The following is a 24,826-nucleotide window of genomic DNA, read 5'->3' as shown; positions in this document are numbered from 1 at the left end:
TTCGCTATTTCAGCAGGCCAGCCAGCTCGACGGCGGTTTTGACTTGCATCTTGTCGAAGATGTGGGCGCGGTGGACTTCGACCGTGCGCATGCTGATGCCGAGCTGGTCGGCCACGACCTTGTTCATCTTGCCGGCCAGGATCAGGTCCAGCACTTCGCGCTCGCGCAGCGACAGCGTCGCCAGGCGCGCGTGGATCGCCGCCGAGGCGCTGGCCTGGCGCGAGTTGGCCAGGCCTTCCTGCACCCGGTCCATCAGCTGGTTGTCGTTGAAGGGTTTCTCGAAAAAGTCGAAGGCGCCGCGTTTGAGCGTGTCGACCGCCATCGGCACGTCGCCGTGGCCGGTCAGGAAGATCACCGGCAGGCGCTGCGTCAGGCCGCGCGCGGCCAGCTGGTCGAACACGGCCACGCCGCTGATGTCGGGCATGCGCACGTCGAGCAGCACGCAGTCGCCCTGGGCGTCGAATTCGCCGCGCTCGGTCCATGCCAGGAACTCGGCCGCGCTGGCGTAGGCGGTCGCGGCGATCGCGCGCGAGGAAGCCAGCCAGGAAAGCGAGTCGCGTACCACCGCTTCGTCGTCCACGATATGCAGCATGTTGTCAGTCCTTTCAGGGCGCGCCGGCGGCGGCCGGCAGCGTGAATGCGAAGATGGTGCCACCGGCCGGATTGGCCTGGTGGATCAGGGTGCCGCCATGGAATTCTATCGCGGTGCGGCAAATGCTCAAACCCATGCCCATGCCTTCGGCCTTGGTCGAGAAGAAGGGCGCGAACAGGCGCGCGGCGACGTCGTCCGGTATGCCGTGGCCGTGGTCGATCACTTCCACCGTCACCTGCGACAGCGCGGCGTCGTAGCTGGCCTCGACCCGCAGCAGGCGCTGCGCGGGCGGCACCTGGGCCATCGCCTCGATGCCGTTGCGCGTCAGGTTCAGCAGCACCTGTTCTATCATCACGCGGTCGGCCAGCACCGGCGGCAGCGTGGGCGGGATGCTCAGCTGCAGCGACACATAGCTTTGCCGCGCCTGCAGGTCGATCAGCGCCTCGATGCCGTCGAGCAGCGACTGCACCGCCACTTCTTGCCGCTCGGGGTCGCGTTTCTTGACGAATTCATGCACGCTGCGGATGATCTGGCCCGCCCGCTGGGCCTGCGCGCCGGCCTGCTGCAGCGCCGGCCTCAGCATGCCGCAATCGAGCGCCTCGCCCGAGCCCTCGGCGCGCGCCAGCACGTTCAGCGCGCCGGTGGTGTAGCTGGAGATGGCCGCCAGCGGCTGGTTCAGTTCGTGCGCCAGCATCGACGCCAGCTCGCCCATGGTGGCCAGGCGCGCGCTGGTCTGCAGCTTTTCCTCCTGCTGCCGGTTCAGTTCCTCGATCCGCTTGCGGTCCGAGATGTCGAGGATGGAGCCCATCCAGCCGGTCTGCTTGCCGACGCTGTCGACCAGCGGCGCCTCGAAGATCAGCACCGGCACCCGCTCGCCGGTGGAGCGCTGGAAGATGGTTTCGAACTGCGGCGTGACGTTGCCGGCCAACACGCCGGCGAAGCGGTGCTGGTATTCGGTCATCGCTTCCGGCGCCCAGTAGGGCATGGGCGGCAGCTTGCCGATCAGCTCCTCCGGCGGGTAGCCGACGATCTGGCAGAAGGCCGGGTTGACATAGGTGACGCGGCCCTCCAGGTCGCGCGCGCGCAAGCCGGTCACCAGCGAGTTCTCCATCGCGGTGCGGAACGACATCTGCTGACGCAGCGCGCCCTCGGCCGCCAGCCGGCGCGAAATGTGGCCCCACAGCGCCAGCAGGCTCCACAGCAGCGCCAGCGACAGCGCGATCACCGAGCCGACCAGCAGGTTGGGCAGCAGGCGCGGCTCGCTTTTCACGCTGTCGGTGACCAGGGTGATGGAGGCGCCGGGCAGGTCCAGCGCCCGCTTGTGGGTATAGACCCCGTGGCCTGGGCCGGCGGCGGTGCGCCGCGCCAGCACCTTGTCGTCGCGGTCGAGCAGGGTGATCTGGTTGTCCTGGGCAAACCACCACGGCACCATCTCTTCCAGGATGGTGCCGGCCTGGTAGCGCGCCACCAGGCTGCCCAGGTAGTCGCCGCCCTTGAACAGGGGGTAGTGGAAGTCGAAAGTGGCGCCGCCCGCCTCGCCGAGCTGGGGCTGGCTGTACACCGGGCGGTGCGTGCGGCGCGCCTGGTCGGCGGCGGCCAGCGAGGCCGCGCTCAGGCCGGAGTCGCGCTGGGGCGAGGCGTCGCTGCTGGCGACCACCTTGCCGTCGGCGGCCAGCCACATCGCGCGCCGCACCTCGTGGCCGTTCTGCAGCATGCGCAGCAGCCGCGCGTGCACCTGTTCGGGCGACAAGTGGCCGAAGGCGATCTCGCCGGCCAGGCTGCGCAGGCTCTCCTCGTGGCGGCCGAGCTGGAAGCGGATGGTCTGTTCCACCCACAGCGTGTCGGCGATCAGCTGCTCCTGGCGTTCGCTGCTCTCCATCTGGCGCGCCTGCCACGGCAGCCAGATCAGCACGGCCAGGAAGAACAGCACCAGCACCACCGGCAGCAGCCAGCGCACCGGGTTGGTGAAGTGCTGGCGCGGCGGCTTGGCGGTCGGTGTAGTCATGGGCGGAGCATAAGCTTTGGCGGAGACGGGACTATTGTGGTTTTCCACAATAGCGGGGTATCGTACAACTGTTCCAAACTGCTAGCGTAGGCATAATCGTAGGCAATAATAATGTACTTTAACCATGAGCGGAGACCTCACATGAAATTGAAAGTCATTCTGACCGCGCTGTGCGCGGCCGCCAGCTTCAGCGCCTTCGCGCAAGCCCCCATCGTCATCAAGTTCAGCCACGTAGTCGCCACCGACACGCCGAAGGGCCAGGCGGCGGAACGCTTCAAGCAGCTGGCCGAGAAAGCCACCAATGGCCGCGTGAAGGTTGAACTGTACCCGAACAGCCAGCTGTACAAGGACAAGGAAGAGCTGGAAGCGCTGCAGCTGGGCGCCGTGCAGATGCTGGCGCCGTCGCTGGCCAAGTTCGGTCCGCTGGGCGTGAAGGAATTCGAGGCCTTCGACCTGCCGTATATCTTCCCGACCAAGACCGCGCTGTACAACGTGACCGAAGGTCCGATCGGCAAGGGCTTGCTGAAGAAGCTGGAAAGCAAGGGCATCACCGGCCTGGCCTACTGGGACAACGGCTTCAAGGTGATGTCGGCCAACAAGCCGCTGCGCGCCCCGGCCGACTTCAAGGGCCTGAAAATGCGCATCCAGTCGTCCAAGGTGCTGGACGCGCAGATGCGCACGCTGGGCGCCAACCCGCAGGTGCTGGCCTTCTCCGAGGTGTACCAGGCGCTGCAGACCGGCGTGGTGGACGGCACCGAGAACCCGCCGTCGAATATGTACACGCAGAAGATGCATGAGGTGCAGAAGCATGTGACCGTGTCCAACCACGGCTACCTGGGCTATGCCGTCATCGTCAACAAGAAGTTCTGGGACGGCCTGCCGGCCGACATCCGCACGTCGCTGGAAACGGCGATGCGCGACGCCACCACGTTCGAGAAAGCCATCGCCCAGCGCGACAACGACCTGGCCATGGACGCCATCAAGAAGTCCGGCAAGACCGAGATCTACACCCTGAGCGCCAAAGAGCAAGCCGATTGGCGCAAGGTGCTGCTGCCGGTCCAGAAGGACATGGAAGGCCGCATCGGCAAGGATCTGATCCAGGCCATCAACAAAGAAGCCGCGAAGTAAGCCGGCGCTGCTAGCATGTCCTGAGCGGGGCGGCGTCCTGCCGCCCCGCGCTCCCATTCCTCTTTCTCTGGAAAGAATTCAACCATGAAATTCCTGGACCACCTGGAAGAATGGCTGATCGCGACCCTGATGGGTCTGGCCACAGTCATCATCTTCATAGCGGTCGTGCACCGCTATCTGGCAGGCCTGCCCATCCCCGGCCTGCAGGACGCCCTGATTCAACTCAACACCAGCTGGGCGCAAGAGCTGTGCATCTACATGTTCGTGTGGATGGCCAAGTTCGGCGCCGCCTACGGCGTGCGCACCGGCATCCACGTCGGCGTCGACGTCATCATCAACCGCATGAACCCGGCCTGGCGCAACAAGTTCGTCGTGTTCGGCCTGCTGGCCGGCGCGCTGTTTACCGGCATCGTGGGCACCCTGGGCGCCTCCTTCGTGTGGGAAATCGGCCACACCGACCAGACCTCGGCCGACCTGGAAGTGCCGATGTGGCTGGTCTACCTGGCCGTGCCGCTGGGTTCCTACCTGATGTGCTTCCGCTTCCTGCAAGTGACGGTGGCCTTCCTGCGCACCGGCCATCTGCCGAAACACGACCATTCGCACGTCGAAGGCCTGGAAGACGAACTGAAGGCTGAAGAAAAAGGAGCCCAAGCATGAACGCCATGATCATTTTCGTGCTGCTGCTGACCTTGATGTTGACCGGCATGCCGATCTCCATCTCGCTCGGCCTGACAGTGCTGACCTTCCTGTTCACCATGACGGACGTGCCGATCGAATCGGTGGCCCTGAAGCTGTTCACCGGCATCGAGAAGTTCGAGATCATGGCGATCCCCTTCTTCATCCTGGCGGGCAACTTCCTGACACACGGAGGGGTGGCGCGGCGCATGATCAACTTCGCCAGTTCCATGGTCGGCCACTGGCACGGTGGCCTGGCCCTGGCCGGCGTGCTGGCCTGCGCGCTGTTCGCGGCCGTGTCCGGCTCCTCGCCGGCCACCGTGGTGGCGATCGGCTCCATCATCCTGCCGGCCATGGTGCGCCAGGGCTATCCGAAAGGCTTCGGCGCCGGCGTCATCACCACTTCCGGCGCGCTGGGCATCCTGATCCCGCCGTCCATCGTGATGGTGATGTACTCGGTGACCACCAACACCTCGGTGGGCAAGCTGTTCATGGCCGGCGTGGTGCCGGGCATCATGCTGGCCTTCCTGCTGGGCGTGACCACCTGGTTCCTGGCGCGCAAGAACAACTACCCGCGCATGCCCAAGGCCAGCTGGGGCGAGCGCTGGGCCACCTTCCGCAAGAGCGCCTGGGGCCTGCTGCTGATCGTCATCGTGATGGGCGGCATCTACAGCGGCGCCTTCACCCCGACCGAGGCGGCCGCCATGGCAGCCGTGTACGCCTTCGTGATCGCCGTCTTCGTCTACAAGGACCTGAAGCTCAAGCAGGTGGCCAAGGTGCTGCTGGACTCGGCGGCCATGTCGGCCATGCTGCTCTACATCATCACCAACGCGGTGCTGTTCTCCTTCCTGATGACCAGCGAAAACATCCCGCAGGCGATGGCGGAATGGATCACCGGCCAGGGCCTGGGCGTGATCAGCTTCCTGCTGGTGGTCAACGTCCTGCTGCTGCTGGCCGGCAACGTGATGGAACCGTCGTCGATCGTGCTGATCATGGCGCCCATCCTGTTCCCGGTGGCGATGAAGCTGGGCATCGATCCTGTCCATTTCGGCATCCTGATCGTTGTCAACATGGAAGTGGGGATGTGCCACCCGCCGGTCGGCCTGAACCTCTACGTGGCTTCGGGTATCACCAAAATGGGGATTACCGAACTGACCATCGCGGTCTGGCCATGGCTGCTCACCATGCTCGGTTTCCTGGTCGTGGTGACTTACGTACCACAGATTTCCTTGTGGCTGCCTAACTTGATTTACTCCTAAACTAAATATTTTCTTGCCACAAAAAAATGAGCAAAAACGTTTTTGGATCAGTTATGATTGCTTCGCTCCAGAGGCAAACAGAACGAATAACGATATGCGCTCGGGTAGCAAGAAGACAGAATTAGTGGGGAGAAGTCGATAAGAAACGGTATTGGATACCGCATAAACATTGAGGAGACACACGGTTCACAGTATGTCGTTGGAAGATCGCCGCAGGCCGCCACAAGCGTGCTACGGCGGCGCCAAACGGCCGGTTCCGTGAAAGCATGATTGAAAGCGCACTGTTGCAGTGCGCTTTTTTTTTGCCCGCCCCGTTTTGGTGGTGTAGTATGAATACCACATATTCACAAAATCGCGTGATGAAAATACAACAGAGTAGTGATTTGTTCAACGCCGTCGTCGCCACACCCTTCGGCGCGCTGGGCATCCGCACCGGCGGCGCGCTGGTGACGCAGATGGTCTACCTGCCGCCGCATTACGCCGAGAAGGATGCGCAGGACGCGGTGGCCGCGCTGGCGGCCGAGCAGGTGCTGCGCTACTGCGCCGACGCCGACTTCCCCTTCCAGCTGCCGCTGGCGGCCGTCGGCAGCGCATTCCAGCGCCGCGTGTGGGGCGCCATCAACAGCATTCCGCGCGGCCAGGTGCGCACCTACGGCGAGCTGGCCAAATTCCTGGAGTCGGCGCCGCGCGCGGTCGGCCAGGCCTGCGGCGCCAACTGGTATCCGCTGGCGGTGCCCTGCCACCGCGTGACGGGCGCCAACGGCCTGGGCGGCTTCGCCAACCACGACGACGCCAACGGCTTTCACCTCAACGTCAAGCGCTGGCTGCTGGCGCACGAAGGACATAGCGAATACGCATGGCAGCAGACAACCTTGCTCTGATCGACGACTTCTGCGACGCGCTGTGGCTGGAGGACGGCCTGGCGAAGAACTCGCTGGATGCCTACCGGCGCGACCTGCGCGCTTTCGCGCGCTGGCTGGAGCTGGCGCGGCCGGCCGTGGCCGGGCTGCACGCGGTGGCCGCGCACGATATCGACGCCTATTTCAGCGCGCGCCACACGGACACCAAGGCCAGCACGGCCAACCGCCGCCTGTCGGTGCTGAAGCGCTACTACCAGTACGCGCTGCGCCAGAAGCTGGTGGCGGCCGACCCCTGCCTGAAGAAGGAGGGCGCCAAGCAGGCCTTGCGCTTCGTCCACACCTTGAGCGAGGCGCAGGTGGAGGCGCTGCTGGCCGCGCCCGACGTGCGCACGGCGCTGGGCTTGCGCGAGCGCACCATGCTGGAGCTGATGTACGCCAGCGGCTTGCGCGTGTCCGAGCTGGTGGCGTTGAAGACGTTCGAGCTGAGCCTGAACGACGGCGTGCTGCGCATCACCGGCAAGGGCGCCAAGACGCGGCTGGTGCCGTTCGGCGCGCAGGCGCGCGTGTGGATAGAGCGCTACATGCAGGAGGCGCGCTGGGCCATCCTGAACGGCCAGCAGGACGACGCGCTGTTCGTCACCGGGCGCGGCGCCGGCATGACGCGGCAGATGTTCTGGGTGCTGATCAAGAAGCACGCGCAAAAGGCCGGCATCACCTCGCCGCTGTCGCCGCACACGCTGCGCCACGCTTTTGCCACCCACCTGCTGAACCATGGCGCCGACCTGCGCGTGGTGCAGCTGCTGCTGGGCCATTCGGACATTTCCACCACCCAGATCTACACCCATGTGGCGCGCGAGCGGCTCAAGCATTTGCATGCGCAACATCATCCCCGAGGCTGAAATATTTGCGTCGGCCTCAAGTGCGTCATAATGTAGCTGAACGAACACTGTTCGCAACATAGAGAGGTGGTTATGGCTAAGACAAATTTCAGTTACGAGAAACGTCAGCGGGAACTGGAGAAGAAGAAAAAGGCCGAGGAGAAGGCCAGGCGCAAGCTGGAAGCCAAGAACAAGCCGCCGGGCGAGCAGGGCACGGATGAGGACGGCGACGACGCACCGGAAGAGGATGCGCCGGCACAGGAATAACAGTCCTGGTGCTGCGGGTAGGGGGGGCTCTTTTTGGAGGCACTCCAATTCGCTCCAAACGAAGAGAGTTCGGTCTAACAGAGTCCAGGATCGCTCAGGCGCCGCGTTTTTTGGACCGAATTCGCCTCCGCAAGGAAACTCCTAGACTCCGTTAGCCCGTCGGTCGCCCGAGGCTAGACCATTCCAGACATGTCACTCAGCTCTTGTAGACTGCTTTCGCTGCAGTTCGTCATAGCGCGGCGATTGAAGCTCGCACATTTCCCGGCCGTTCTTGCGCCAGCGAGTAGTAGATACAGGTAGCTTGATTGACCGTTATCCGGTTCACGGATAACATTCACCCATGCCAATCCAATCTTTCGGGTGTCCCGACACGGAGGCCCTATTTACGACGGGAAAGAGCCGGAAGTTCATCAACATCAAGAGCGTAGCTGAGCGCAAGCTGGCCCAACTTGATGCGGCTCCATCGGTGAAATTTATGAAGGCTCCTCCAGGTAACGATCTGAAGGAGTACGGCGGCGCTTGGCACGTGAGAATTAACGACCAGTGGCGCCTGACCTTCAAATGGGGCGAGAATGGCCCCTATGAGGTGCGGATTGAAGATCCACATTGATCCAGGAGCAACCTGGTGAAAAAACTGAATAGCTTCGGAGTTCATCATGTTCAAGAACGGTATGCGTCCTGTCCACCCTGGCGAGATTCTGGTGGAAGACTACATCAAACCCATGGGAGTAAGTGTGCGTGCTGTGGCCCTGGCCTTGCATGTTCCCTATTCCCGCCTCGCTGAAATCACCAAGGGAGAGCGTGCGGTGACAGCTGATACTGCCCTTCGACTGGAACGTTACTTTGGGAGCGAGGCTCAAGGCTGGTTGAATCTCCAAAGCGCATACGATCTTCGTATTGCGGAAACCTTGGCTGGCAAGACCATCGCCAAGGAGATAAGTCCCCTTGCACTAACGGGCTAATCTATGGACCAAGTAAGCAAATCTGGATAACGAACGGCTGTAAGAGACAATGATTTTTGAGGTCACGCCTGCCCACATCGAAGACTTGAGCGACCCCCCTGTGCCAATATAACTTGAGACACCTACCCGATTAATTTAAAGTACAGCGGTAGGCTCCCAATATGCACAACCGAAAGCATCAAATTAGTACTTCAGCAGCTCCCCAGGACGCCGTTATCGTGCCGGCCGCCGAGGCCCAACGTCCCGACCCCGAGGTTGTCCCCACCGCCAAGCGGCGCGCCTTTTCCAAGGCTGAGAAACTGCGCATTCTGGCGGCCGCGGACGCTTGCGCGGCACCCGGCGACATCGGCGCTTTACTGCGTCGTGAAGGCATCTATTCGTCGCATCTGGCGACTTGGCGCAAACAGCGTCAGCTCAGCGGCGAAGCCGGCGCACTGGAGCGCAAGCGCGGACCGAAAGCCAATCCCGCCGCAGCCCAAGATCGCCGGGTTCTGGAGCTGGAAAAGGAAGTTGAACGCCTGCGCGCCAAGTTGGTCAAGGCCGATTTAATCATCGACGTCCAAAAAAAACTTTCCACTCTGCTGGGCCTGAGCACCGGCGACACGCTGAGCGAGCCGAAGTGATCAACGCCGCCAACAGCTTGGCCGACCAGGTCGGAGTGGCTGCCGCCTGCCAAGCCTTGCGCCTGCCGCGCAGTGCGTTGTATCGCGACCGCGCCGCGCGCAATGTTTGTCCGTTGCTGGCTCCGACCAGCGGCGCACCGGTCAGGCGTCCGCCGCTGGCGTTGTCGGAACTGGAGTGCCGCGTCGTGCTCGACGTGCTCAACAGCCCGCGTTTCGCCAATTGCGCGCCGGCGGCTATTCACGCCCAATTGCTCGATGAGGGGCGTTACGTGGCATCGGTGCGCACCATGTACCGCCTGCTGCAAGGCTGTGCCGCCGTGCGCGAGCGACGCAACCAGTTGCGCCATCCCGAGTACACCAAACCCGAACTGTTGGCCGTGGTACCCAATCAAGTCTGGAGCTGGGACATCACAAAGCTGAAGGGACCGGTCAGGGGAACCTGTTTCCATCTGTATGTCATCCTCGATATCTTCAGTCGCTACGTCGTCGGCTGGATGGTGGCCGAACAGGAGACCGCCGAGCTGGCCGAGCAGCTCATTGCAGACACCGCCGCCAAAGAATGCATCGCTCCGGGCGCGTTGACTTTGCATGCAGACCGGGGCAGCAGCATGCGCTCCAAGCCGGTGGCCACGCTGCTGTCGGACCTGGGCATTGCCAAGGCGCACAGCAGACCCTACGTCTCCGACGACAACCCGTACTCGGAGGCCCAGTTCAAGACCATGAAGTACCTGCCGGGCTTCCCGGCGCGCTTTGGCTCGCTCGCTGACGCTCGCGCCCACTGCGTCCAGTTCTTCGCTTGGTACAACCAGCAGCACCGCCATTCCGGTATCGGCATGATGACGCCTGAGAGTGTCCACACCGGCCGCGCGACCGAAGTACACAGGCTGCGACAAGCCACGCTGGCCGGCGCCTTCCAGCGCACGCCGAACCGTTTCAAACACCGCATGCCGCAGCCGCAGAAGCTGCCAACGGCGGCTTGGATCAACCCACCGACCATGGAGAAAAAGGCAGCCTGAAAAACGAGACTTAGACTCTCGCCGATTCAACCAGGTGTTTCAAAATCATTGACACGCTCCGCTGTTACGAGAAAGCGCGCAGCAGCATCGAGAAAGAATGCGATGACATTGGCGCCGAACTCGCTGCAGACTAAAGTGGACCCGTCAGTCAAGACACTTTGCCGGTTAATTTAAGCTGTGCCCATTTCCACCTCGTCAGCTGCCCGGCGCTGCCCCGTATTTCTCTTGTCCTGCGGCTTATCGTCATCGTCACCAAACCTGTCGACGATCAATGCACCGCCGCCAACACCGGCGCTGTAGACATGGCTGGGCGTTTGGTAGCCCAGCGCCTGGTGCGGGCGCTGCGCGTTGTAGAACGCGAAGTATTGCGCCAATCCCACCGTCAACTCCGCCATGTTGACGTACCCATTCAGATACACATCCTCGTACTTCACGTTCCGCCACAGCCGCTCGACAAAGATGTTGTCCAGCGCCCGGCCACGTCCATCCATGCTGATGGTGACGCCCTCACGCTTAAGCACATCGGTAAAAGCCGTGCTGGTGAATTGCGAGCCCTGGTCGCTGTTGAACACCTCCGGCCCTCTGTGGTGGCGCAAGGCGTCCTCCAGGCAGTCCACGCAAAACGACGCGTCCATGCTATTGCTGATGCGCCAGGACAGCACCTTGCGGCTGTACCAGTCGATGACCGCCACCAGATAGGCGAAGCCCCGCGCCAGCCGAATATAGGTGATGTCCGTCGACCACACCTGGTTCGGCCGCGTTACCGCCACACCGCGCAGCAGGTACGGATAGACCTTGTGCTTCGGGTGCGGCTTGCTCGTGTTCGGCCCCGGCGCCATACCCGCCAGCCCCATGCTGCGCATCAGGCGCTGCACGCGCTTGCGGTTGACCTCATGGCCCGCTGCGCGCAGGAACACCGTCATGCGTCGGCTGCCGTAAAAAGGCCGGCGGGTGTACTCCTCGTCAATCAGCGCCCGCAGCTTCAGGTCGTCCTCGTCCTCGCACGCCTGCCGGGTTGCCGCATCGATCCGCCGGTACACCGTCGCGCGCGGCACACCGGCCAGCTCGCATTGGCGTGTCAGCGGCAGCTTTGCGTGCTCGGGTTCGATCCAGCCAAAGCGCGCCTGTTGGCTCACGGCCCCAGCTTTTTTTTAAGCCAGTCCACTTCCATTTTCAGCCGCCCGATCTCGCCGTACAGCTTGTCCTCCGGGCTGCTTTCATCGATCGGTTTCGGACCGCGTTTGGTGTCGAACAAGGCCCCGGCGTTCTCCAGGATTTCCTTTTTCCATTGCCCCACCAGCACCGGATGCACGCCGAACTCCTGCGCGATTTCCGTCACCGTCCTTACCCCGCGTACCGCTTCCAGTCCGACCTTGGCCTTGAACTCTGCCGTATGTACCCTGCGTTTTTTGCCTTCTGCCATTTGCTCTCATCCTATCGAGGACAACAGCTTAAACCAACGTCTCAAACTCGGGGTCCACTATAGACGTTGATCGGCTTAGAGATCATTTGCCAGAGCTTCTGCAGTCCAGATCCGAAAGGGTGCATTTTGTAGCCCGAGCGGTCGGGCGGACAGCGACGAATCCGACGGTGGCCTGGGAAGCTATCGAACATGCTGTACTCGCCCCCGATCATCACGGTAAGGTCTACACATTTCCCGGCGGTTTTTTGGCTGGGTTGGCCGAAAGGGATCGCGCGAAAGCCAACCAGCTGCTTGATGCAACAACATTAAATCGTCATTGGCATCCATTCCTCCCTCATATGCAGCTATGTGTTGGGGTAGATAGGGCGGGATGCAAACGATTAGTCGAGACTATGTTGTCGCAGTCCCTACCTGCGTGGACACTTCATATTCTCGCTAGCGGACGATCAACAGACGATTTGACTGGTTCGGATTTTAAAGAACTTCTCTCTGTGATGGCTCAGAAGGAAGGTGGCTTAGATGCCGCAACAGAGATTCTCACTATGCGCCTGTTTTCACTGCGGTCAGAGAAGAAGCAGATCACAAGGGTTGAGCGAGAGGTTGCAAAGGCACTGCTTGAGCAAGTTACGTTCGACGAAAACAAGAATCGTGAGCCGCATAAGCTCGCCGAAATTGTACGCCACTGCCTTGCGCATCCGGCAGACGATCTGCTTGCTAAACGCTTGTGCCAGCGGCTGCTAGTGGGAATTAATGAGTATAAGGTTTCGCCGTATGACTACGCGGAGCTAGTCGCCGAAATCGCGGGAGTGTTCCCGCGGATTGTTCTCGGAGAAGCGTTGGAACCTGCCCGTGCGGATAGCCAATCAGGGCGCGGTTTGCTTAGCTCATTTCGCGAGGATGGGCAGTGCGCTCTTCGCAAGATCGATGACGAAGTGTTACTTCAGTGGGCGCATGAGAAGCCGGGGACGCGTTTCACGGCCCTTGCATCTGAACTGATCGGGTGGCGCAGCCCCAACGCAGAACAAGCCTCCGAGGTATCGCCGGAGGCTGATGACATCGTGGGTATCAAATGGACGCCTGTCGCACTGCGGCTGATCCACGAGGCGCCTGATCCAATCCCTGTGCTCGAAGCTTTCGCAAAACACCTTAGTCCAATGGGATGGAGTGGGTCACTTGCCGACATCCTAGCCGGGCGGCAACCGCTGCTGGATGAGCTTAGCCGGGATCCGGATGCAAGAATTGCCAAATGGGCGAAGGCTGCGATACCAAAGCTCGCGAAAGCGGCGGATCGGGAAAGACAGCGTGAAGCAACGGAATACCGCGAACAAGATGAACGCTTTGACTGGTAGCTCTACCTGAAATTCGGAAATGAAAAGGAGAAGCGCAGCCTCTCCCTTTCTTGCTTCACGCAGCCGCTTCGTCGACGAACTTGATTTTTATCAGCGCGTCGTCCGGATAGGTCTTGTCGGACAGCGGCGGTGCGTAGCCCATTCCTTCTTCCGGCAGCTTGAGGCCAATGTGCTGCTCGCCGTGCAGCAGCGCGGGTATCTGCGCGGGCAGGGCTACTGGCAGGGTGCCCGCTGCGCGCTCCAGACGGCGCCTCATGCCACCTCTGCCATTTTTTCCTGCTCGGCCATGGCGGCCGCCACGCCTTCCTGCTGCTTGCCGCCGAACCAGCGCGCGCAGCGCTTGCCCAGGCTGTCGAGGTAGGTGTAGGCCACCGGCACCACCACCAGGGTCAGCAGGGTGGACGTGATCACGCCGCCGATCACGGCGCGGCCCATGGGCGCTTGCGTCTCGCCGCCGTCGCCCAGGCCGATGGCCATGGGCAGCATGCCGAAGATCATCGCCAGGGTGGTCATCAGGATGGGGCGCAGCCGCACCTGGCCGGCCTGCATGATGGCTGCGCGCTGGCCCAGGCCGTGTTGCTGGCCATGGTTGGTGAAGTCCACCAGCAGGATGGCGTTCTTGGTCACCAGGCCCATCAGCATGATGAAGCCGATCACCGAGAACATGTTCAGGGTGCTGCCGGTAATGAGCAGCGCCAGCAGCACGCCGATCAGCGACAGCGGCAGCGAGGTCATGATGGCGATCGGCTGCAGGAAGCTGCCGAATTGCGAAGCGAGCACCAGGTAGATGAAGATCACCGCCACGCCCAGCGCCGTGATGGCGCCGCCCATGGTTTCCTGCATCTGCTGGGCGTTGCCGGCCACGTCGAAGCGCACCCCGGCCGGCAGCTCGATCGACTTGATGGCCTTCTGCACGTCGCCGTCGACGTCGCCCGCCGGGCGGCCCTCCACGCCGGCGTAGATCGCCACCCGGCGCTGCAGGGCCTGGCGCTTGAGCACCTGCGGGCTGGACGAGGGCACGAATTCCACCACCTGGCGCAGCGGCACCATGCGCGGCGTGCCGTCCGGGTTGCTCTTGCTGGAGGCGATCGACAGGTCGGACAGGTCGACCACGCGCTGGCGGCCCGATTTGGGCAGCTGCACGTTGATGTCGTAGTTCTGGCCGTCGGCCGCCAGCCAGTGGCTGACGGTCTCGCCCGCCACGAAGGGGCGCAGCGCGGCGCCGATCTGCTGCACCGACAGGCCCAGGTCGCTGGCCAGTTCGTTGTCGATCTTGATCATGGTCGACGGATTGGCGCCTTCCTGGCTGTATTCCAGGTCGGCCACGCCCTTGATGGTGCGCATCTTGTCCATCAGGCGGTGCGCCACGGCGTCCAGCTTGGCCTCGTCGGTGCCCAGGATGGCGATGAAGATGGGCTTCTGGCCCACCGACAGCTGGATGCCGGCGATGGACGACAGGCGTTCGCGGATCAGCTTTTCCAGCTCCTTCTGCGAGCGGCGGTGCGTCGCCTTGACGTCGGTCAGCTTCAGGTTCACCTCGGACGAGTTGCGGCCGTCGCGCGTGCCCACGTTGGACAGGATGCTGTCGATTTCCTTGAACTCGCGCAGCGCCGTTTCCACCTGCTTGACCTTGTCGTTGGTGTATTCCAGGCTGGAGCCGACCGGGGTCTTGAAGCGCATATTGATCCAGCCCTGGTCGGTCTCGGGGAACATCTCGCCGCCTATCATCGGCACCAGCATCAGGCTGGCGAAGAACAGCACGGCGGTGCCGGCCAGGGTGCTCTTGCGCCAGTCCAGCGCGACCGCCAGCACCTTGCCGTACCAGGCGTGCACCCGGTCCAGGCCGCGCTCGATCCGGTCCATCAGGCGGCCCAGGCCCGGCACCCACTTGAAGCGGCCCTCCTCGGGATCGGGCCAGACCGAGGACAGCATAGGGTCCAGCGTGAAGGAGACGAACAGCGACACCAGCACGGCCACCGTCACGGTGATGCCGAACTGCAGGAAGAAGCGGCCGATGATGCCGTCCATGAAGGCCACCGGCACGAACACGGCGACGATGGCGAAGGTGGTGGCCATCACCGCCAGGCCGATCTCGTTGGTGCCGTCCTCTGCCGCCTTGTGGTGGTCCTTGCCCATGCCGAAGTGGCGCACGATGTTCTCGCGCACCACGATGGCGTCGTCGATCAGCAGGCCGATGCACAGCGACAGCGCCATCAGCGTGAGGAAATTGAGCGTGAAGCCGAAGGCCTGCATGGCGATGAAGCTGGCCATCACCGAGATCGGCAGGGTCAGGCCGGTGATGATGGTCGAGCGCCACGACTTGAGGAAGAAGAACACGATCACCATGGTCAGCACGGCGCCTTCGACGATGGTGTGCTTGACGTTGTCGAGCTGGCTTTGCACGCGCTCGGACTGCGAATCGAGGATGCGCAGCTTGATGTCCCCGGGCAGCGTCTTCTGCAGCTCCTCGGCCACCTGGCGCACGCCGTCGCCCACCTGCACCACGTTGGCGTCCTGCACCTTGGTGATCTCCAGCGAAATGCCGGCCTGGCCGTTGATGCGCGAATACGATAGCGCCTCCTGCTCGCCGTCCACCACGCTGGCCACCTGTTCCAGGTAGACCGGGCCGTTGGCGCGGCGCGCCACGATGATCTTGTTGAACTCGCGGGCTTCCTTGATCTTGCCCTCGACGCGGATCAGCTGCTCGCTGACGCCCTGGCTGACGTTGCCGGCCGGCAGGTTGGCGTTGGTGGTCTGGATCGCGCGCATCACCTCGTCCACGCCCACGCCCTGCGCCGTCATCTCGCCCGGCTTGAGGTGGATCAGGATCTGGCGCTTGGTGGTGCCCAGCGTGCGCACCTGGCCCACGCCCGGCACGCCCTGGAAGCGCTTGGCGATGACCTGCTCGGTCATGGTCGACAGTTCGCGCAGGCTGCGGCTGGACGAGGACAGCGACAGGTTGACGATGGCCTGCTCGTTCTCGCCCTCGGCGCGCGCGATGAAGGGATCTTTCGCTTCTTTCGGGAAGCGCGGGCGCACCAGCGCCACCTTGTCGCGCAACTCCTGCATGGCCTTGTCCATATTGGTGGACAGCTGGAATTCCAGGTAGACGCCGGCGCGCCCTTCCCAGGAGTTGGCGCGTATGGTCTTCACGCCGCTGACGGTGTTGACGATGTCCTCCACCGGCCGCGTGATGTCGTTCTCCACCGCCTCCGGCGAGGCGCCCGGGTATTCGACTTCGATGGCCGCGAACGGCAGCGTGACGTTGGGCATGCTTTCCACGCCCAGGCGCTTGTAGGCGAACATGCCCAGCACCATCAGCGCCACCATCACCATGGTGGCGAACACCGGGTTCCTGATACTGACTTTAGTGATCCACATGGCTCAGCTCCGCTGCGCCAGCACGCCGGCCTTGACAGGAACAAGGCCGGGATACTGCGCGGGCGGCGGCGCCGACACCTTGACCCTGGCGCCGGGTTTCACGCCCTCCAGCCTGGCCACGATCACCTGCGCGCCCTGCTGCAGTCCGCCGGTCACCTCGGCGTAGCCCTGGTCCTCGTTGCGCAGGCCCAGCGTGACCGGCTGCGCCACCACCTTGCCCTCGGCCACGGCGTACACCACCTGCTTGCCGCCTTCGCTGCGCAGCGCCTCCACCGGCACCAGCGGCATCACCGCCGAGCGTTCGGTGGTGATGCTGCCCTTGGCGAACATGCCGCCCAGCAGGGCGCCGTCCTTGTTCGGCACCGAGATATAGACCAGCATGGCGCGCGAACCGGCTTCGGCGGTCGGGTTGATGCGCGCCACCTTGCCGGCGAATTCGCGCTGCTGGAAGCCGTCGACCTTGAAGCTCACGTCCTGGCCCACTTTCACGCGCGGGATTTCCGAGGTCGGCACCTGTGCCTCCAGGGTCAGTTCGGCCAGGTTGACGATGGTGTAGACGGCCATGTCGGGCGCGACTTTTTCGCCCGCCTGCACGTGGCGCTTCGAGACCACGCCGCTGATCGGCGCGCGGATCACGCTGTCGTTCAGGGCGATGCGGGCCAGCTCCACCATGGCGCCGGCCGACTTCACGCTGGCGCGCGCCAGTTCCACGCCGTTGGCGGTGGTGTCGAAGGAGGTCGAGGAAATGTAGTTCTGCTTGAGCAGGGCCTGGCTGTTGGCGTGGTTGCGGCTGGCCATGGCCAGCTTGGCTTGCGCCTCGTCCAGCATGGCTTGCTGCTGCGTCAGGCGGGCGTGCAGGTCGGCCTGGTCCAGGCGGGCCAGCACCTGGCCCTGCGTGACGGCCATGCCTTCGCGCACCGTGGTCTCGCGCACCTCGCCCGACACCTTGGACTTGATGGTGGCCTGGCTGACCGGGGCCAGCGAGCCGGACAACGGCAGGCTGATGCTCAGCGCGCGCGCCGAGATGGCGGTCACGTCGGCGGCTGCCAGTTCGTATACCTCCGGGCCTTTCGGCTTCTTGTCGGCGGCCGGCGCGGTTTTCTGCTCGGGCGCCTTGGCCTTGGACTGCATGGCGGTCCAGCCGCCGCCGGCCAGGCCCAGTACGATCAGGCCGATGGCGGGCGCGCGCCAGCGTTTGTTGCGGCGGGTCGGCGTGGGAATAGTGTTCGGGGACAGGGGCAAGGTTTCTAGTTTCATTATGGTTGTCTCTGGTCTGGGGCTATGCGGATGTTGGCACTGTAGGGAATTTCAAGTGCCGCATCCACGGCGGTGCGACAAAGCGGCAAAAAGGGCGGCTGAGCGGCAGAAAGGCGGGATGAAGCGCACGCCGCGTACCTTTGACATCCCGCAATACGTTTCAGGCGGCAAAGGACCAAGATGGCCCGGTAGCCCACCCGGGCGCTTCCGGCAGCGAGGCCATAGTGGAGAATGAGAATCCGACCGCCGGGCAGACCCCGGTGCCCGACGCGCTGGACCTGATTTCGCGCCTGATCGACACCGTCGAGCCGGCCCAGCTGGTGGCCGTGCATTGCATGGACGAGGCCGCCAAAGTGCTGTTCTGGAACAGCGGCTGCGCCGAGCTGTACGGTATCGCGCCGCAGGACGCGCTGGGCCGGCCGCTGGCCAGCCTGCTCACCTTCGAGCGCGGCGCCGAGCATGCGCAGGCGCTGGCCGACGCCTGGCGCAGCGGGCGCGCCAAGCCGGCGCAGGACTGGCAGGTCGGCACGGCCGGCGGGCGCCGTCTGTGGGTCAGTTCCACCTTGTTCCCGGTGGCGCAGGACGGCAAGGTGCAGCAGGTGTTCTGTGTCGACGTCGACATCACCGCGCGCCGCCTGGAGGAAGAGGCGCTGCGCGCGGCCGGCATCAACTTCCGGCAGATGTATTTGCGCTCCAGCGACGCCATCCTGATGCTGCAGGGCGACCGCGTCACCGACCTCAATCCGGCCGCGATGCAGCTGTTCAAGTGCGTCAGCCGCGAGCAGATGGTGGGGCACCGACTGCATGATTTTTCCACACTACAACAATCGGGCAAACAGTTGCCCGGCGACCAGCCCGATGCCGAGGCAGGTGGCCGCTCAGGCAGTTCGTCCGATGACCTGGCCGCCAGCCGCTCCGGTGAGGCGCCCGAGGTTCTGGCCGGCAGCCGCTCCGGTGAGCCGCCCGAAGCGCTGGCCGGGAGCAGGTCCGGCAGCCCTCGCAATAGCCAGACCGCAAGCCGCTCCGGCAGCCCGGACGATAGCCGGGGCGCCAGCCGGTCCGGCGGTTCACCCGATGTCCGCTCCGATAGCCGGCGTGATGGCCGGGCAGGTAGTCAGACGGATGGTCAGACGGACGGCCGGATCGACGGCCGGATCGATAGCCGGATCGATAGCCGGATCGATAGGCGGATCGACGGGCAGGCTGGCGGCCAGGACCATGGCGGCAGCGACAGCAGCCTGCGCTACGACTGGCGCTTCCTGAACTGCGCCGGCGAGGCCTTCTGGGCCGAGGTGCTGATGACGTCGATCTCGCTGGACCACGGCTACCTGTTCTATGTGGTGGTGCGCGACATCACCGCCCGCAAGCAGGCCGAGCGCACCTTGCACCTGGCGGCGCAGGTGTTCGAGAATTGCCGCGACGCCATCGTGCTGACCGATCGCGCCAAGCGCATCATCGCGGTCAACCGCTCGTTTACGCTGATCACCGGCTACCCCGCCGAGGCCATGCAGGGGCGGCCGCTGAAGATGCGGCGCGACGGCGTCGGCGCCGACGACTTCCAGCACCTGGTATGGCAGGAGATGGATGCCACCGGTCACTGGCAGGGCGAGGTCAGCTGCCGGCGCCGGGACGGCGGGCTGTTCCCCGGCTGGCTGAGCCTGACGACCATACGCGACAGCGCCGACCGCGTCAGCAACTACATGGGCATGCTGTCCGACATCACCGACCGCAAGCGCAGCGAGGACCATACGCGCCACCTGGCTGAGCACGATTTCCTGACCGACCTGCCCAACCGCGTGCTGCTGCTCGACCGGCTCAGCCTGGCGCTGGCGGCGGCCCGCCGCAACCACACCATGCTGGCCATCCTGTTCATCGACCTGGACCGCTTCAAGGAAGTCAACGACACGCTGGGCCACCACGTGGGCGACGAGCTGCTCAAGGAAATCGCCCAGCGGCTGGTCAAATGCGTGCGCGGCGCGGACACCGTGAGCCGCCAGGGCGGCGACGAGTTCCTCATCATCCTGGCCGACATCGGCGGCGTGGACCAGGCCGCGCACGTGGCCGGCAGCGTGCTGAGCGCCATCAACCAGCCTTTCCAGCTGGGACCGCACGCGCTGCACGTGTCCGGCTCGGTGGGCATCAGCATCTACCCCAACGACGGCGACCGCATCGAGCAGCTGATCGACAACGCCGACGTGGCCATGTACCACGCCAAGGAAAGCGGGCGCAACGGCTTCCAGTTCTTCAACGCCGACATGCACGCCCAGATCGCCGAGCGGGTGCAGATGGAGAACGGCTTGCGGCAGGCGCTGCGCAAGCAGGAATTCGAACTGGCCTTCCACGCCGAGATCGACATCGCCAGCGGCCGCCCGGTGGGCGTGGAGGCGCTGCTGCGCTGGCGCCACCCCGAGCTGGGCCTGCTGCGCCCGGAGCGCTTCATGGCGGCCGCCGAGGACGCGGGCCTGATGATTCCGATTGGCAACTGGGTGCTGCAGCAGGCTTGCCTCAGTGCGCAGCGCTGGCACGACGCCGGCTTCCGGGTCGGCGTGGCGGTCAACCTGTCGGCGGCGCAGTTCGCGCAGAAGAACCTGCTCTCCAGCGTGGGCGAGGCGCTGCGCAGCGCCGGGCTGGCGCCGGCTAGCCTGGAACTGGAGCTGACGGAGGCCATCATCATGAAGGGCGGCAGCGCCGCGCACGACACGCTGCAGGCGCTGCACGGGCTGGGCGTGCGGCTCACGATAGACGACTTCGGCACCGGCTATTCGCGCCTGGGCTATCTGAAGGACTATCCGGTCGACAAGCTGAAGATAGACCAGTCCTTCGTTGCCACGCTGGACGGCAACACCGGGGTGATCAGCGCCATCATCGGCATGGCGCGCAGCCTGAACATGCTGGCCATCGCCGAAGGGGTGGAGACCCAGGAACAGCTCGATTTCCTGCGCGCCGAGGGCTGCGACCTGTACCAGGGCTACCTGGCCGACGCCCAGGTGCAGGCCGGCCCGCTGGGCAAGCTGCTGGCAGGCTAGCGCAGCCGCAGGCGCACCAGCACTTGCCCGTGGTCCGAGGTTTCCGGCCGCTGCTGGCTCAGGTGGTCGTTCATATACGTCACGTCCAGCACCTCGCCGATGGCGCGCGGCGATCCCGGGTGGAACTCCTCGGACACCAGCACGTGGTCGATGGTGCTGTATTGCCCCTCGTGCACGGTGGTGTAGCCGACGTGGCGCAAGTGGTCTTGCCGCAGCTGGATCTGGGCGCAGTCGAACATGCGCCCGCGCAACTCCCCGCCCGGTTCGCAGGCCGGTCCCGCGTTCGGGTTGGCCCCCAGCACGATGGTGGTGGTGACCGCGTCGGCGGTGTCGTTGAAGTCGCCCATGACGATGCAGGGCCGGCGCCCGTCCTTCATCACCTTGCTCAGCAGCACGCGCAGCGCCACCGCCTCGGTGCCGCGCCACACCAGCGAGCGCAGGTTGGCCAGCGCGAAGTGCAGCGGCTCCTCGCCGCAGTCGTCGCGCCGGTAGTCGGGGCGGCGCGATTTGAGGTGCACCACCACCACGTCGACGATGGTCTCGTTGCCCAGCACCACCTGCGCGTGCAGCGGCGCGCGCGCGAAGCGGTCGGAATCGGGATTGCCGGAATCGGACACCACGCCCTGCGGGAACTCGGCGTACACGGCCGGCGCGGCCGCCAGCGGCAGGCGCGACACCAGCGCCACGTTGGGCGTCAAGCGCGTGGCGCGCGGATCGGGGTCGAAACCGGCCTGCAGCGCGTTGCGGTATTTACGGCTGCGGGCGAGCACGTCCTGCAGTGCCGCCTGGGAAAAAATTTCCTGGAAGCCCACCACGTCGGCGTCCAGCTGGTCCAGTTGCTGCGCCGTCCACTCCACCTTGGCCTCGTATTCCTGCTCGGAAAGCGGTGGCAGGTTATCGTACAATTGCACGCCCGCTGGGGCGAGATTGCACACGTTGAAGGTGGCAAAGCGAATTTCTTGCTGCATAATTAGAAACTCCTATTGAACGGTTAGCGTATCACGGCATGGCCAAAAAAGAGCATATTTCCGAAACCCCGGCGACGCAGATGCTGCGCAAGCATCAGGTCGCATTCTCCGAACACCCCTACGACTACGAGGAACACGGCGGCACCACGGTCTCCGCGCGCGAGCTGGGGGTGGACGAACACGCGGTCGTCAAGACGCTGGTGATGCAGGACGAGGCGGCCAAACCGCTGATCGTGCTGATGCACGGCGACTGCAAGGTGTCGACCAAGAACCTGGCGCGCGGCATAGGCTGCAAGTCGGTGGAACCGTGCAAGCCCGAGGTGGCGCAGCGCCATTCCGGCTATATGGTGGGCGGCACTTCGCCGTTCGGCACCAAGAAAGCCTTGCCGGTGTACGTCGAGGAAAGCATCCTCGCGCTCGATACGGTTTATATCAATGGCGGACGGCGCGGCTACCTGGTCGGCATCAAGCCGCAGGTGCTGCTGGACTTGATCGCGGCCAAGGCGGTGCACTGCGCGCTGGCAGACTGAAGCGCAGTTGCTGTATAGTCAGCGGCCCGCCGCAAGCGGCAGGGCACAGAAGACCAAAATAAGGGGAAACATGAATACAGCACTGTTGACAGTGGCGATGGCCGTGGGCGCCTACCTGCTGGGATCGATCTCGTTTGCCGTCGTGTCGAGCAAACTGTTCGGCATCGCCGATCCGCGCACCTACGGCTCCAAGAACCCCGGCGCGACCAATGTGTTGCGAAGTGGCAACAAGAAGGCGGCCATCGCCACCTTGCTCGGCGACGCCGCCAAGGGCTGGCTGGCGGTGTGGCTGGCGGTGCATTTCCAGGAGCAACTGGGCGTAGACGACATCGCCATCGCGCTGGTGGCCATCGCCGTATTCCTCGGCCATTTGTGGCCGGTGTTCTTCCGCTTCGCCGGCGGCAAGGGCGTGGCGACGGCGGCCGGCGTGCTGCTGGGCCTGAACGTCTGGCTGGGCCTGGCCACCCTGGCGACCTGGTTGATCGTGGCCTATGCCTTCCGCTACTCCTCGCTGGCAGCGCTGGCCGCCGCCGTGTTCGCGCCGTTCTATTACGGCCTGTTGTTCGGCGTCGATTCCATCCTGATCGCGGTGGCAGCCATGAGCATGCTGCTGCTGTTCCGCCACAGCGCCAACATCGCCAACCTGCTGGCCGGCAAGGAAAGCCGCATCGGCAGCAAGAGCGCCGCCGCCTCGAGGAAGAAATAGTTGTAATCCCCGCCGGCGGCCCCATCTTGCATGGAATCAGCCGCCGCACCGGGCGGCATCCACACGCGAGGCCGCCATGAGTACCCCCATCAAGATCGATTTCGTTTCCGACGTGTCCTGCCCCTGGTGCGCCATCGGCCTGAACGCGCTGGAAACGGCGCTGCAGCGCGTCGGCGCCGACGCCGCGCCCGAACTGCACTTCCAGCCCTTCGAACTGAACCCGAACATGGCGCCGGAAGGGCAGGACATCACCGAGCACATCACCCAGAAATACGGCGCCACCCCGGAGCAGCAGGAACAGTCGCGCGCCATGATACGGCAGCGCGGCGCCGAGGTCGGCTTCGACTTCGCGATGGGCAAGCGCAGCCGTATTTACAACACCTTCGACGCCCACCGCCTGCTGCACTGGGCCGGCCTGGAAGGGCGCCAGCGCGAGCTCAAGCACGCCCTGTTCAGCACTTATTTCACCGAGGGCGAGGATCCCAGCGCGCACGCCGTGCTGCAGGCCGCCGCTGTCAAGGCCGGGCTGGACGCGGAGGGCGCGGCCGCCGTGCTGGCCTCGGACCGCTACGCGGCCGAGGTGCGGCAGGCCGAGCAGTTCTACCAGCGCCAGGGTATCAATTCGGTGCCGGCCGTCATCATCAACGACCGCCACCTGATTTCCGGCGGGCAGCCGGTCGAGCTGTTCGAGCGCGCGCTGCGCCAGATCCTGGCGGACGGTTAGGCGGCAGGGGGCATGCAGCGCGTACGGCGGCGGCCATCCAGGCTTTCCGCTGCCCTTTGTTTTGCGCTAAACTTGCCGATGTAGCACCGAGGCTTATAGACTAGACAAGCGCAACGACGCTACGAAGGGACGACCATGCTGGCCGCACAGAGAATACATCCGCCAAGTGACGCCACCCGCGTCACCCGCGCCACCCCGCCGGACGACGCGCGCCGCGTGGCTGCGCTGCACCGCTACCAGGTGCTGGACACGCCCGCCTGCGAAGAGTACACCTTCCTCACCGAACTGGCCGCGCAACTGTGCGGCGTGCCCTATGCCTTCATTTCGCTGGTGGACGCCAAGCGGGTCTGGGTCAAGGCCTGCACCGGCCTGGCTATGGACAGCTTGCCGCGCGAACAGTGCTACTGCTCGCTGGCCGTGCTGGGCCAGCACGCCACCGAAATCGAAGACCTCAGCGCCGACCCGCGCACCGCCGGCATGCCGATGACGGTGTCCGCGCCGCACATGCGCATGTACAGCGGCGTGGCCTTGACCACGCCGGACGGCTACGCCATCGGCACGCTGTGCGTGATGGATGGCAAGCCGGGCCGGTTGAGCGCGCAGCAAGCCGACAGCCTGCGCCGGCTGGCGCGCCAGGTGATGGGGCTGCTCGAAGCGCGCGCCAGCAAGCAGGCGCTGCAAGCGGCGCAAGCCGAACTGGCCGGGCTGGCCACCACCGACGACTTGACCGGCCTGCACAACCGCCGTTCGCTGCTGAGCCGTTTGACGTTCGAAGTGGCGCGCACGCGGCGCTTCCGCATGCCGCTGTCGGCGCTGCTGATCGACCTGGACGGCTTCAAGGCGGTCAACGAGCGGCACGGGCACGACGCGGGCGACGTGGTGCTGGCCAGCGTCGGGCGCCTGGTGCGCGAAAACGTGCGCGTGATCGACCTCGCCGGGCGCTACGGCGGGCAGCAAATCTGCGTGCTGCTGCCGAACACGCCGCAGGACGGCGCGCTCAAACTGGCGGAGAATTTGCGTGTCAGGATAGGCGCGCAGATCCACCGCGAAGCGGGACGGCTGCTGCCGGTGACGGCCAGCATCGGCGTCGGCTCGTTCAATCATATGGACATCAACGACGCCGACAGCCTGCTGCGCCGGACAGAGGAGGCGCTGGCGCGCGCCAAGGCCAAGGGACGCGACCGTATCGAAAGTTAG

At 64.4% G+C, this 24,826-nt stretch carries 22 protein-coding genes; 15 read left to right on the top strand and 7 right to left on the bottom strand.

Annotated elements, in window-relative coordinates:
- Nucleotides 1-4: 4 nt before the first annotated feature.
- Both ACSQ8Y_RS19640 and ACSQ8Y_RS19635 read right to left on the bottom strand, forming a co-directional pair.
- Nucleotides 5-592: a response regulator transcription factor gene (locus tag ACSQ8Y_RS19640; RefSeq protein ID WP_436268116.1), complete on the bottom strand. Its 588-nt coding sequence runs from the start codon at nt 590-592 to the stop codon at nt 5-7.
- Between the two features lie 13 nt (nt 593-605).
- Nucleotides 606-2,597, bottom strand: coding sequence for a PAS domain S-box protein (locus ACSQ8Y_RS19635; protein WP_436268115.1), 1,992 nt, complete (start codon nt 2,595-2,597; stop codon nt 606-608).
- A gap of 141 nt (nt 2,598-2,738) precedes the next feature.
- On the opposite strand from ACSQ8Y_RS19635, the gene ACSQ8Y_RS19630 reads away from it, so the two are divergent.
- The 9 genes from ACSQ8Y_RS19630 (at nt 2,739) to ACSQ8Y_RS19590 (ending at nt 10,265) form a co-directional block, all read left to right on the top strand.
- Nucleotides 2,739-3,725, top strand: a complete 987-nt coding sequence (locus tag ACSQ8Y_RS19630; protein ID WP_436268114.1) for a TRAP transporter substrate-binding protein — start codon at nt 2,739-2,741, stop codon at nt 3,723-3,725.
- An 84-nt stretch (nt 3,726-3,809) separates the two neighbouring features.
- The gene (locus ACSQ8Y_RS19625; RefSeq protein WP_436268113.1) at nt 3,810-4,382 is read left to right on the top strand and encodes a TRAP transporter small permease; all 573 of its coding nucleotides are present in this window, start codon (nt 3,810-3,812) and stop codon (nt 4,380-4,382) included.
- Nucleotides 4,379-5,659 (top strand): TRAP transporter large permease, encoded by a 1,281-nt coding sequence (locus ACSQ8Y_RS19620; RefSeq protein WP_436268112.1) that lies wholly within the window; start codon nt 4,379-4,381, stop codon nt 5,657-5,659. The genes ACSQ8Y_RS19625 and ACSQ8Y_RS19620 overlap by 4 nt, the downstream gene beginning before the upstream one ends.
- A gap of 359 nt (nt 5,660-6,018) precedes the next feature.
- A complete protein-coding gene (locus ACSQ8Y_RS19615) occupies nt 6,019-6,540 on the top strand; it encodes a methylated-DNA--[protein]-cysteine S-methyltransferase (RefSeq protein WP_436268111.1) in 522 nt (173 codons plus the stop codon).
- A complete protein-coding gene (xerD, locus tag ACSQ8Y_RS19610; RefSeq protein WP_436268110.1) occupies nt 6,516-7,418 on the top strand; it encodes a site-specific tyrosine recombinase XerD in 903 nt (300 codons plus the stop codon). The genes ACSQ8Y_RS19615 and xerD overlap by 25 nt, the downstream gene beginning before the upstream one ends.
- Before the next feature lie 72 nt (nt 7,419-7,490).
- Entirely contained in the window at nt 7,491-7,664 is a 174-nt protein-coding gene (locus ACSQ8Y_RS19605; protein WP_436268109.1) for a hypothetical protein, read from the top strand.
- 340 nt (nt 7,665-8,004) lie between these two features.
- Entirely contained in the window at nt 8,005-8,274 is a 270-nt protein-coding gene (locus tag ACSQ8Y_RS19600; RefSeq protein WP_436268108.1) for a type II toxin-antitoxin system RelE/ParE family toxin, read from the top strand.
- Nucleotides 8,275-8,320: 46 nt separating this feature from the next.
- On the top strand, nt 8,321-8,626 hold the full coding sequence (locus tag ACSQ8Y_RS19595; RefSeq protein ID WP_436268107.1) for a HigA family addiction module antitoxin: 306 nt from the start codon (nt 8,321-8,323) through the stop codon (nt 8,624-8,626).
- Nucleotides 8,627-8,787: 161 nt separating this feature from the next.
- Nucleotides 8,788-10,265, top strand: a protein-coding gene (locus ACSQ8Y_RS19590; RefSeq protein WP_436268106.1) for an IS3 family transposase whose coding sequence is annotated in 2 segments (ribosomal slippage) — nt 8,788-9,213 and nt 9,216-10,265 — 1,476 coding nt in all. Because the reading frame shifts where the segments join, the coding sequence is not laid out codon by codon here.
- 170 nt (nt 10,266-10,435) lie between these two features.
- Here ACSQ8Y_RS19590 and ACSQ8Y_RS19585 read toward each other — a convergent pair.
- Nucleotides 10,436-11,688, bottom strand: a protein-coding gene (locus ACSQ8Y_RS19585) for an IS3 family transposase (protein WP_436264818.1) whose coding sequence is annotated in 2 segments (ribosomal slippage) — nt 10,436-11,409 and nt 11,409-11,688 — 1,254 coding nt in all. Because the reading frame shifts where the segments join, the coding sequence is not laid out codon by codon here.
- Between the two features lie 167 nt (nt 11,689-11,855).
- On the opposite strand from ACSQ8Y_RS19585, the gene ACSQ8Y_RS19580 reads away from it, so the two are divergent.
- The gene (locus tag ACSQ8Y_RS19580) at nt 11,856-13,037 is read left to right on the top strand and encodes a hypothetical protein (protein ID WP_436268105.1); all 1,182 of its coding nucleotides are present in this window, start codon (nt 11,856-11,858) and stop codon (nt 13,035-13,037) included.
- 55 nt (nt 13,038-13,092) lie between these two features.
- On the opposite strand, the gene ACSQ8Y_RS19575 is transcribed toward ACSQ8Y_RS19580, so the two are convergent.
- The 3 genes from ACSQ8Y_RS19575 to ACSQ8Y_RS19565 are packed head-to-tail and all read right to left on the bottom strand — an operon-like array spanning nt 13,093 to nt 17,675.
- Nucleotides 13,093-13,293: a hypothetical protein gene (locus ACSQ8Y_RS19575; RefSeq protein ID WP_436268104.1), complete on the bottom strand. Its 201-nt coding sequence runs from the start codon at nt 13,291-13,293 to the stop codon at nt 13,093-13,095.
- Entirely contained in the window at nt 13,290-16,418 is a 3,129-nt protein-coding gene (locus ACSQ8Y_RS19570; protein ID WP_436268103.1) for an efflux RND transporter permease subunit, read from the bottom strand. The genes ACSQ8Y_RS19575 and ACSQ8Y_RS19570 overlap by 4 nt, the downstream gene beginning before the upstream one ends.
- Before the next feature lie 3 nt (nt 16,419-16,421).
- Nucleotides 16,422-17,675, bottom strand: coding sequence for an efflux RND transporter periplasmic adaptor subunit (locus ACSQ8Y_RS19565; protein WP_436268102.1), 1,254 nt, complete (start codon nt 17,673-17,675; stop codon nt 16,422-16,424).
- A 224-nt stretch (nt 17,676-17,899) separates the two neighbouring features.
- Between ACSQ8Y_RS19565 and ACSQ8Y_RS19560 the strand changes: the two genes are divergently transcribed.
- Complete coding sequence (locus tag ACSQ8Y_RS19560; protein WP_436268101.1) at nt 17,900-20,701, top strand: EAL domain-containing protein; 2,802 nt, start codon at nt 17,900-17,902, stop codon at nt 20,699-20,701.
- Here the strand turns inward: ACSQ8Y_RS19560 and ACSQ8Y_RS19555 are convergent.
- Nucleotides 20,698-21,669: an endonuclease/exonuclease/phosphatase family protein gene (locus ACSQ8Y_RS19555; protein WP_436268100.1), complete on the bottom strand. Its 972-nt coding sequence runs from the start codon at nt 21,667-21,669 to the stop codon at nt 20,698-20,700. The two genes, ACSQ8Y_RS19560 and ACSQ8Y_RS19555, sit on opposite strands and share 4 nt — an antisense overlap.
- A 38-nt stretch (nt 21,670-21,707) precedes the next feature.
- On the opposite strand from ACSQ8Y_RS19555, the gene ybaK reads away from it, so the two are divergent.
- The 4 genes from ybaK to ACSQ8Y_RS19535 all read left to right on the top strand — a co-directional run bounded on the left by ybaK (nt 21,708) and on the right by ACSQ8Y_RS19535 (nt 24,826).
- A complete protein-coding gene (ybaK, locus tag ACSQ8Y_RS19550) occupies nt 21,708-22,199 on the top strand; it encodes a Cys-tRNA(Pro) deacylase (RefSeq protein ID WP_436268099.1) in 492 nt (163 codons plus the stop codon).
- 70 nt (nt 22,200-22,269) lie between these two features.
- Complete coding sequence (plsY, locus tag ACSQ8Y_RS19545; RefSeq protein ID WP_436268098.1) at nt 22,270-22,905, top strand: glycerol-3-phosphate 1-O-acyltransferase PlsY; 636 nt, start codon at nt 22,270-22,272, stop codon at nt 22,903-22,905.
- Nucleotides 22,906-22,981: 76 nt separating this feature from the next.
- Nucleotides 22,982-23,629: a DsbA family oxidoreductase gene (locus ACSQ8Y_RS19540; protein ID WP_436268097.1), complete on the top strand. Its 648-nt coding sequence runs from the start codon at nt 22,982-22,984 to the stop codon at nt 23,627-23,629.
- A gap of 135 nt (nt 23,630-23,764) precedes the next feature.
- Nucleotides 23,765-24,826 (top strand): sensor domain-containing diguanylate cyclase, encoded by a 1,062-nt coding sequence (locus tag ACSQ8Y_RS19535; protein ID WP_436268096.1) that lies wholly within the window; start codon nt 23,765-23,767, stop codon nt 24,824-24,826.

Source organism: Pseudoduganella sp. LjRoot289, assembly GCF_964252925.1.
Taxonomy (GTDB): Bacteria; Pseudomonadota; Gammaproteobacteria; order Burkholderiales; family Burkholderiaceae_D; genus Rugamonas.
Note: the sequence above shows the minus strand (reverse complement) of the source record. Positions and strands in the feature narration are given on the sequence as shown.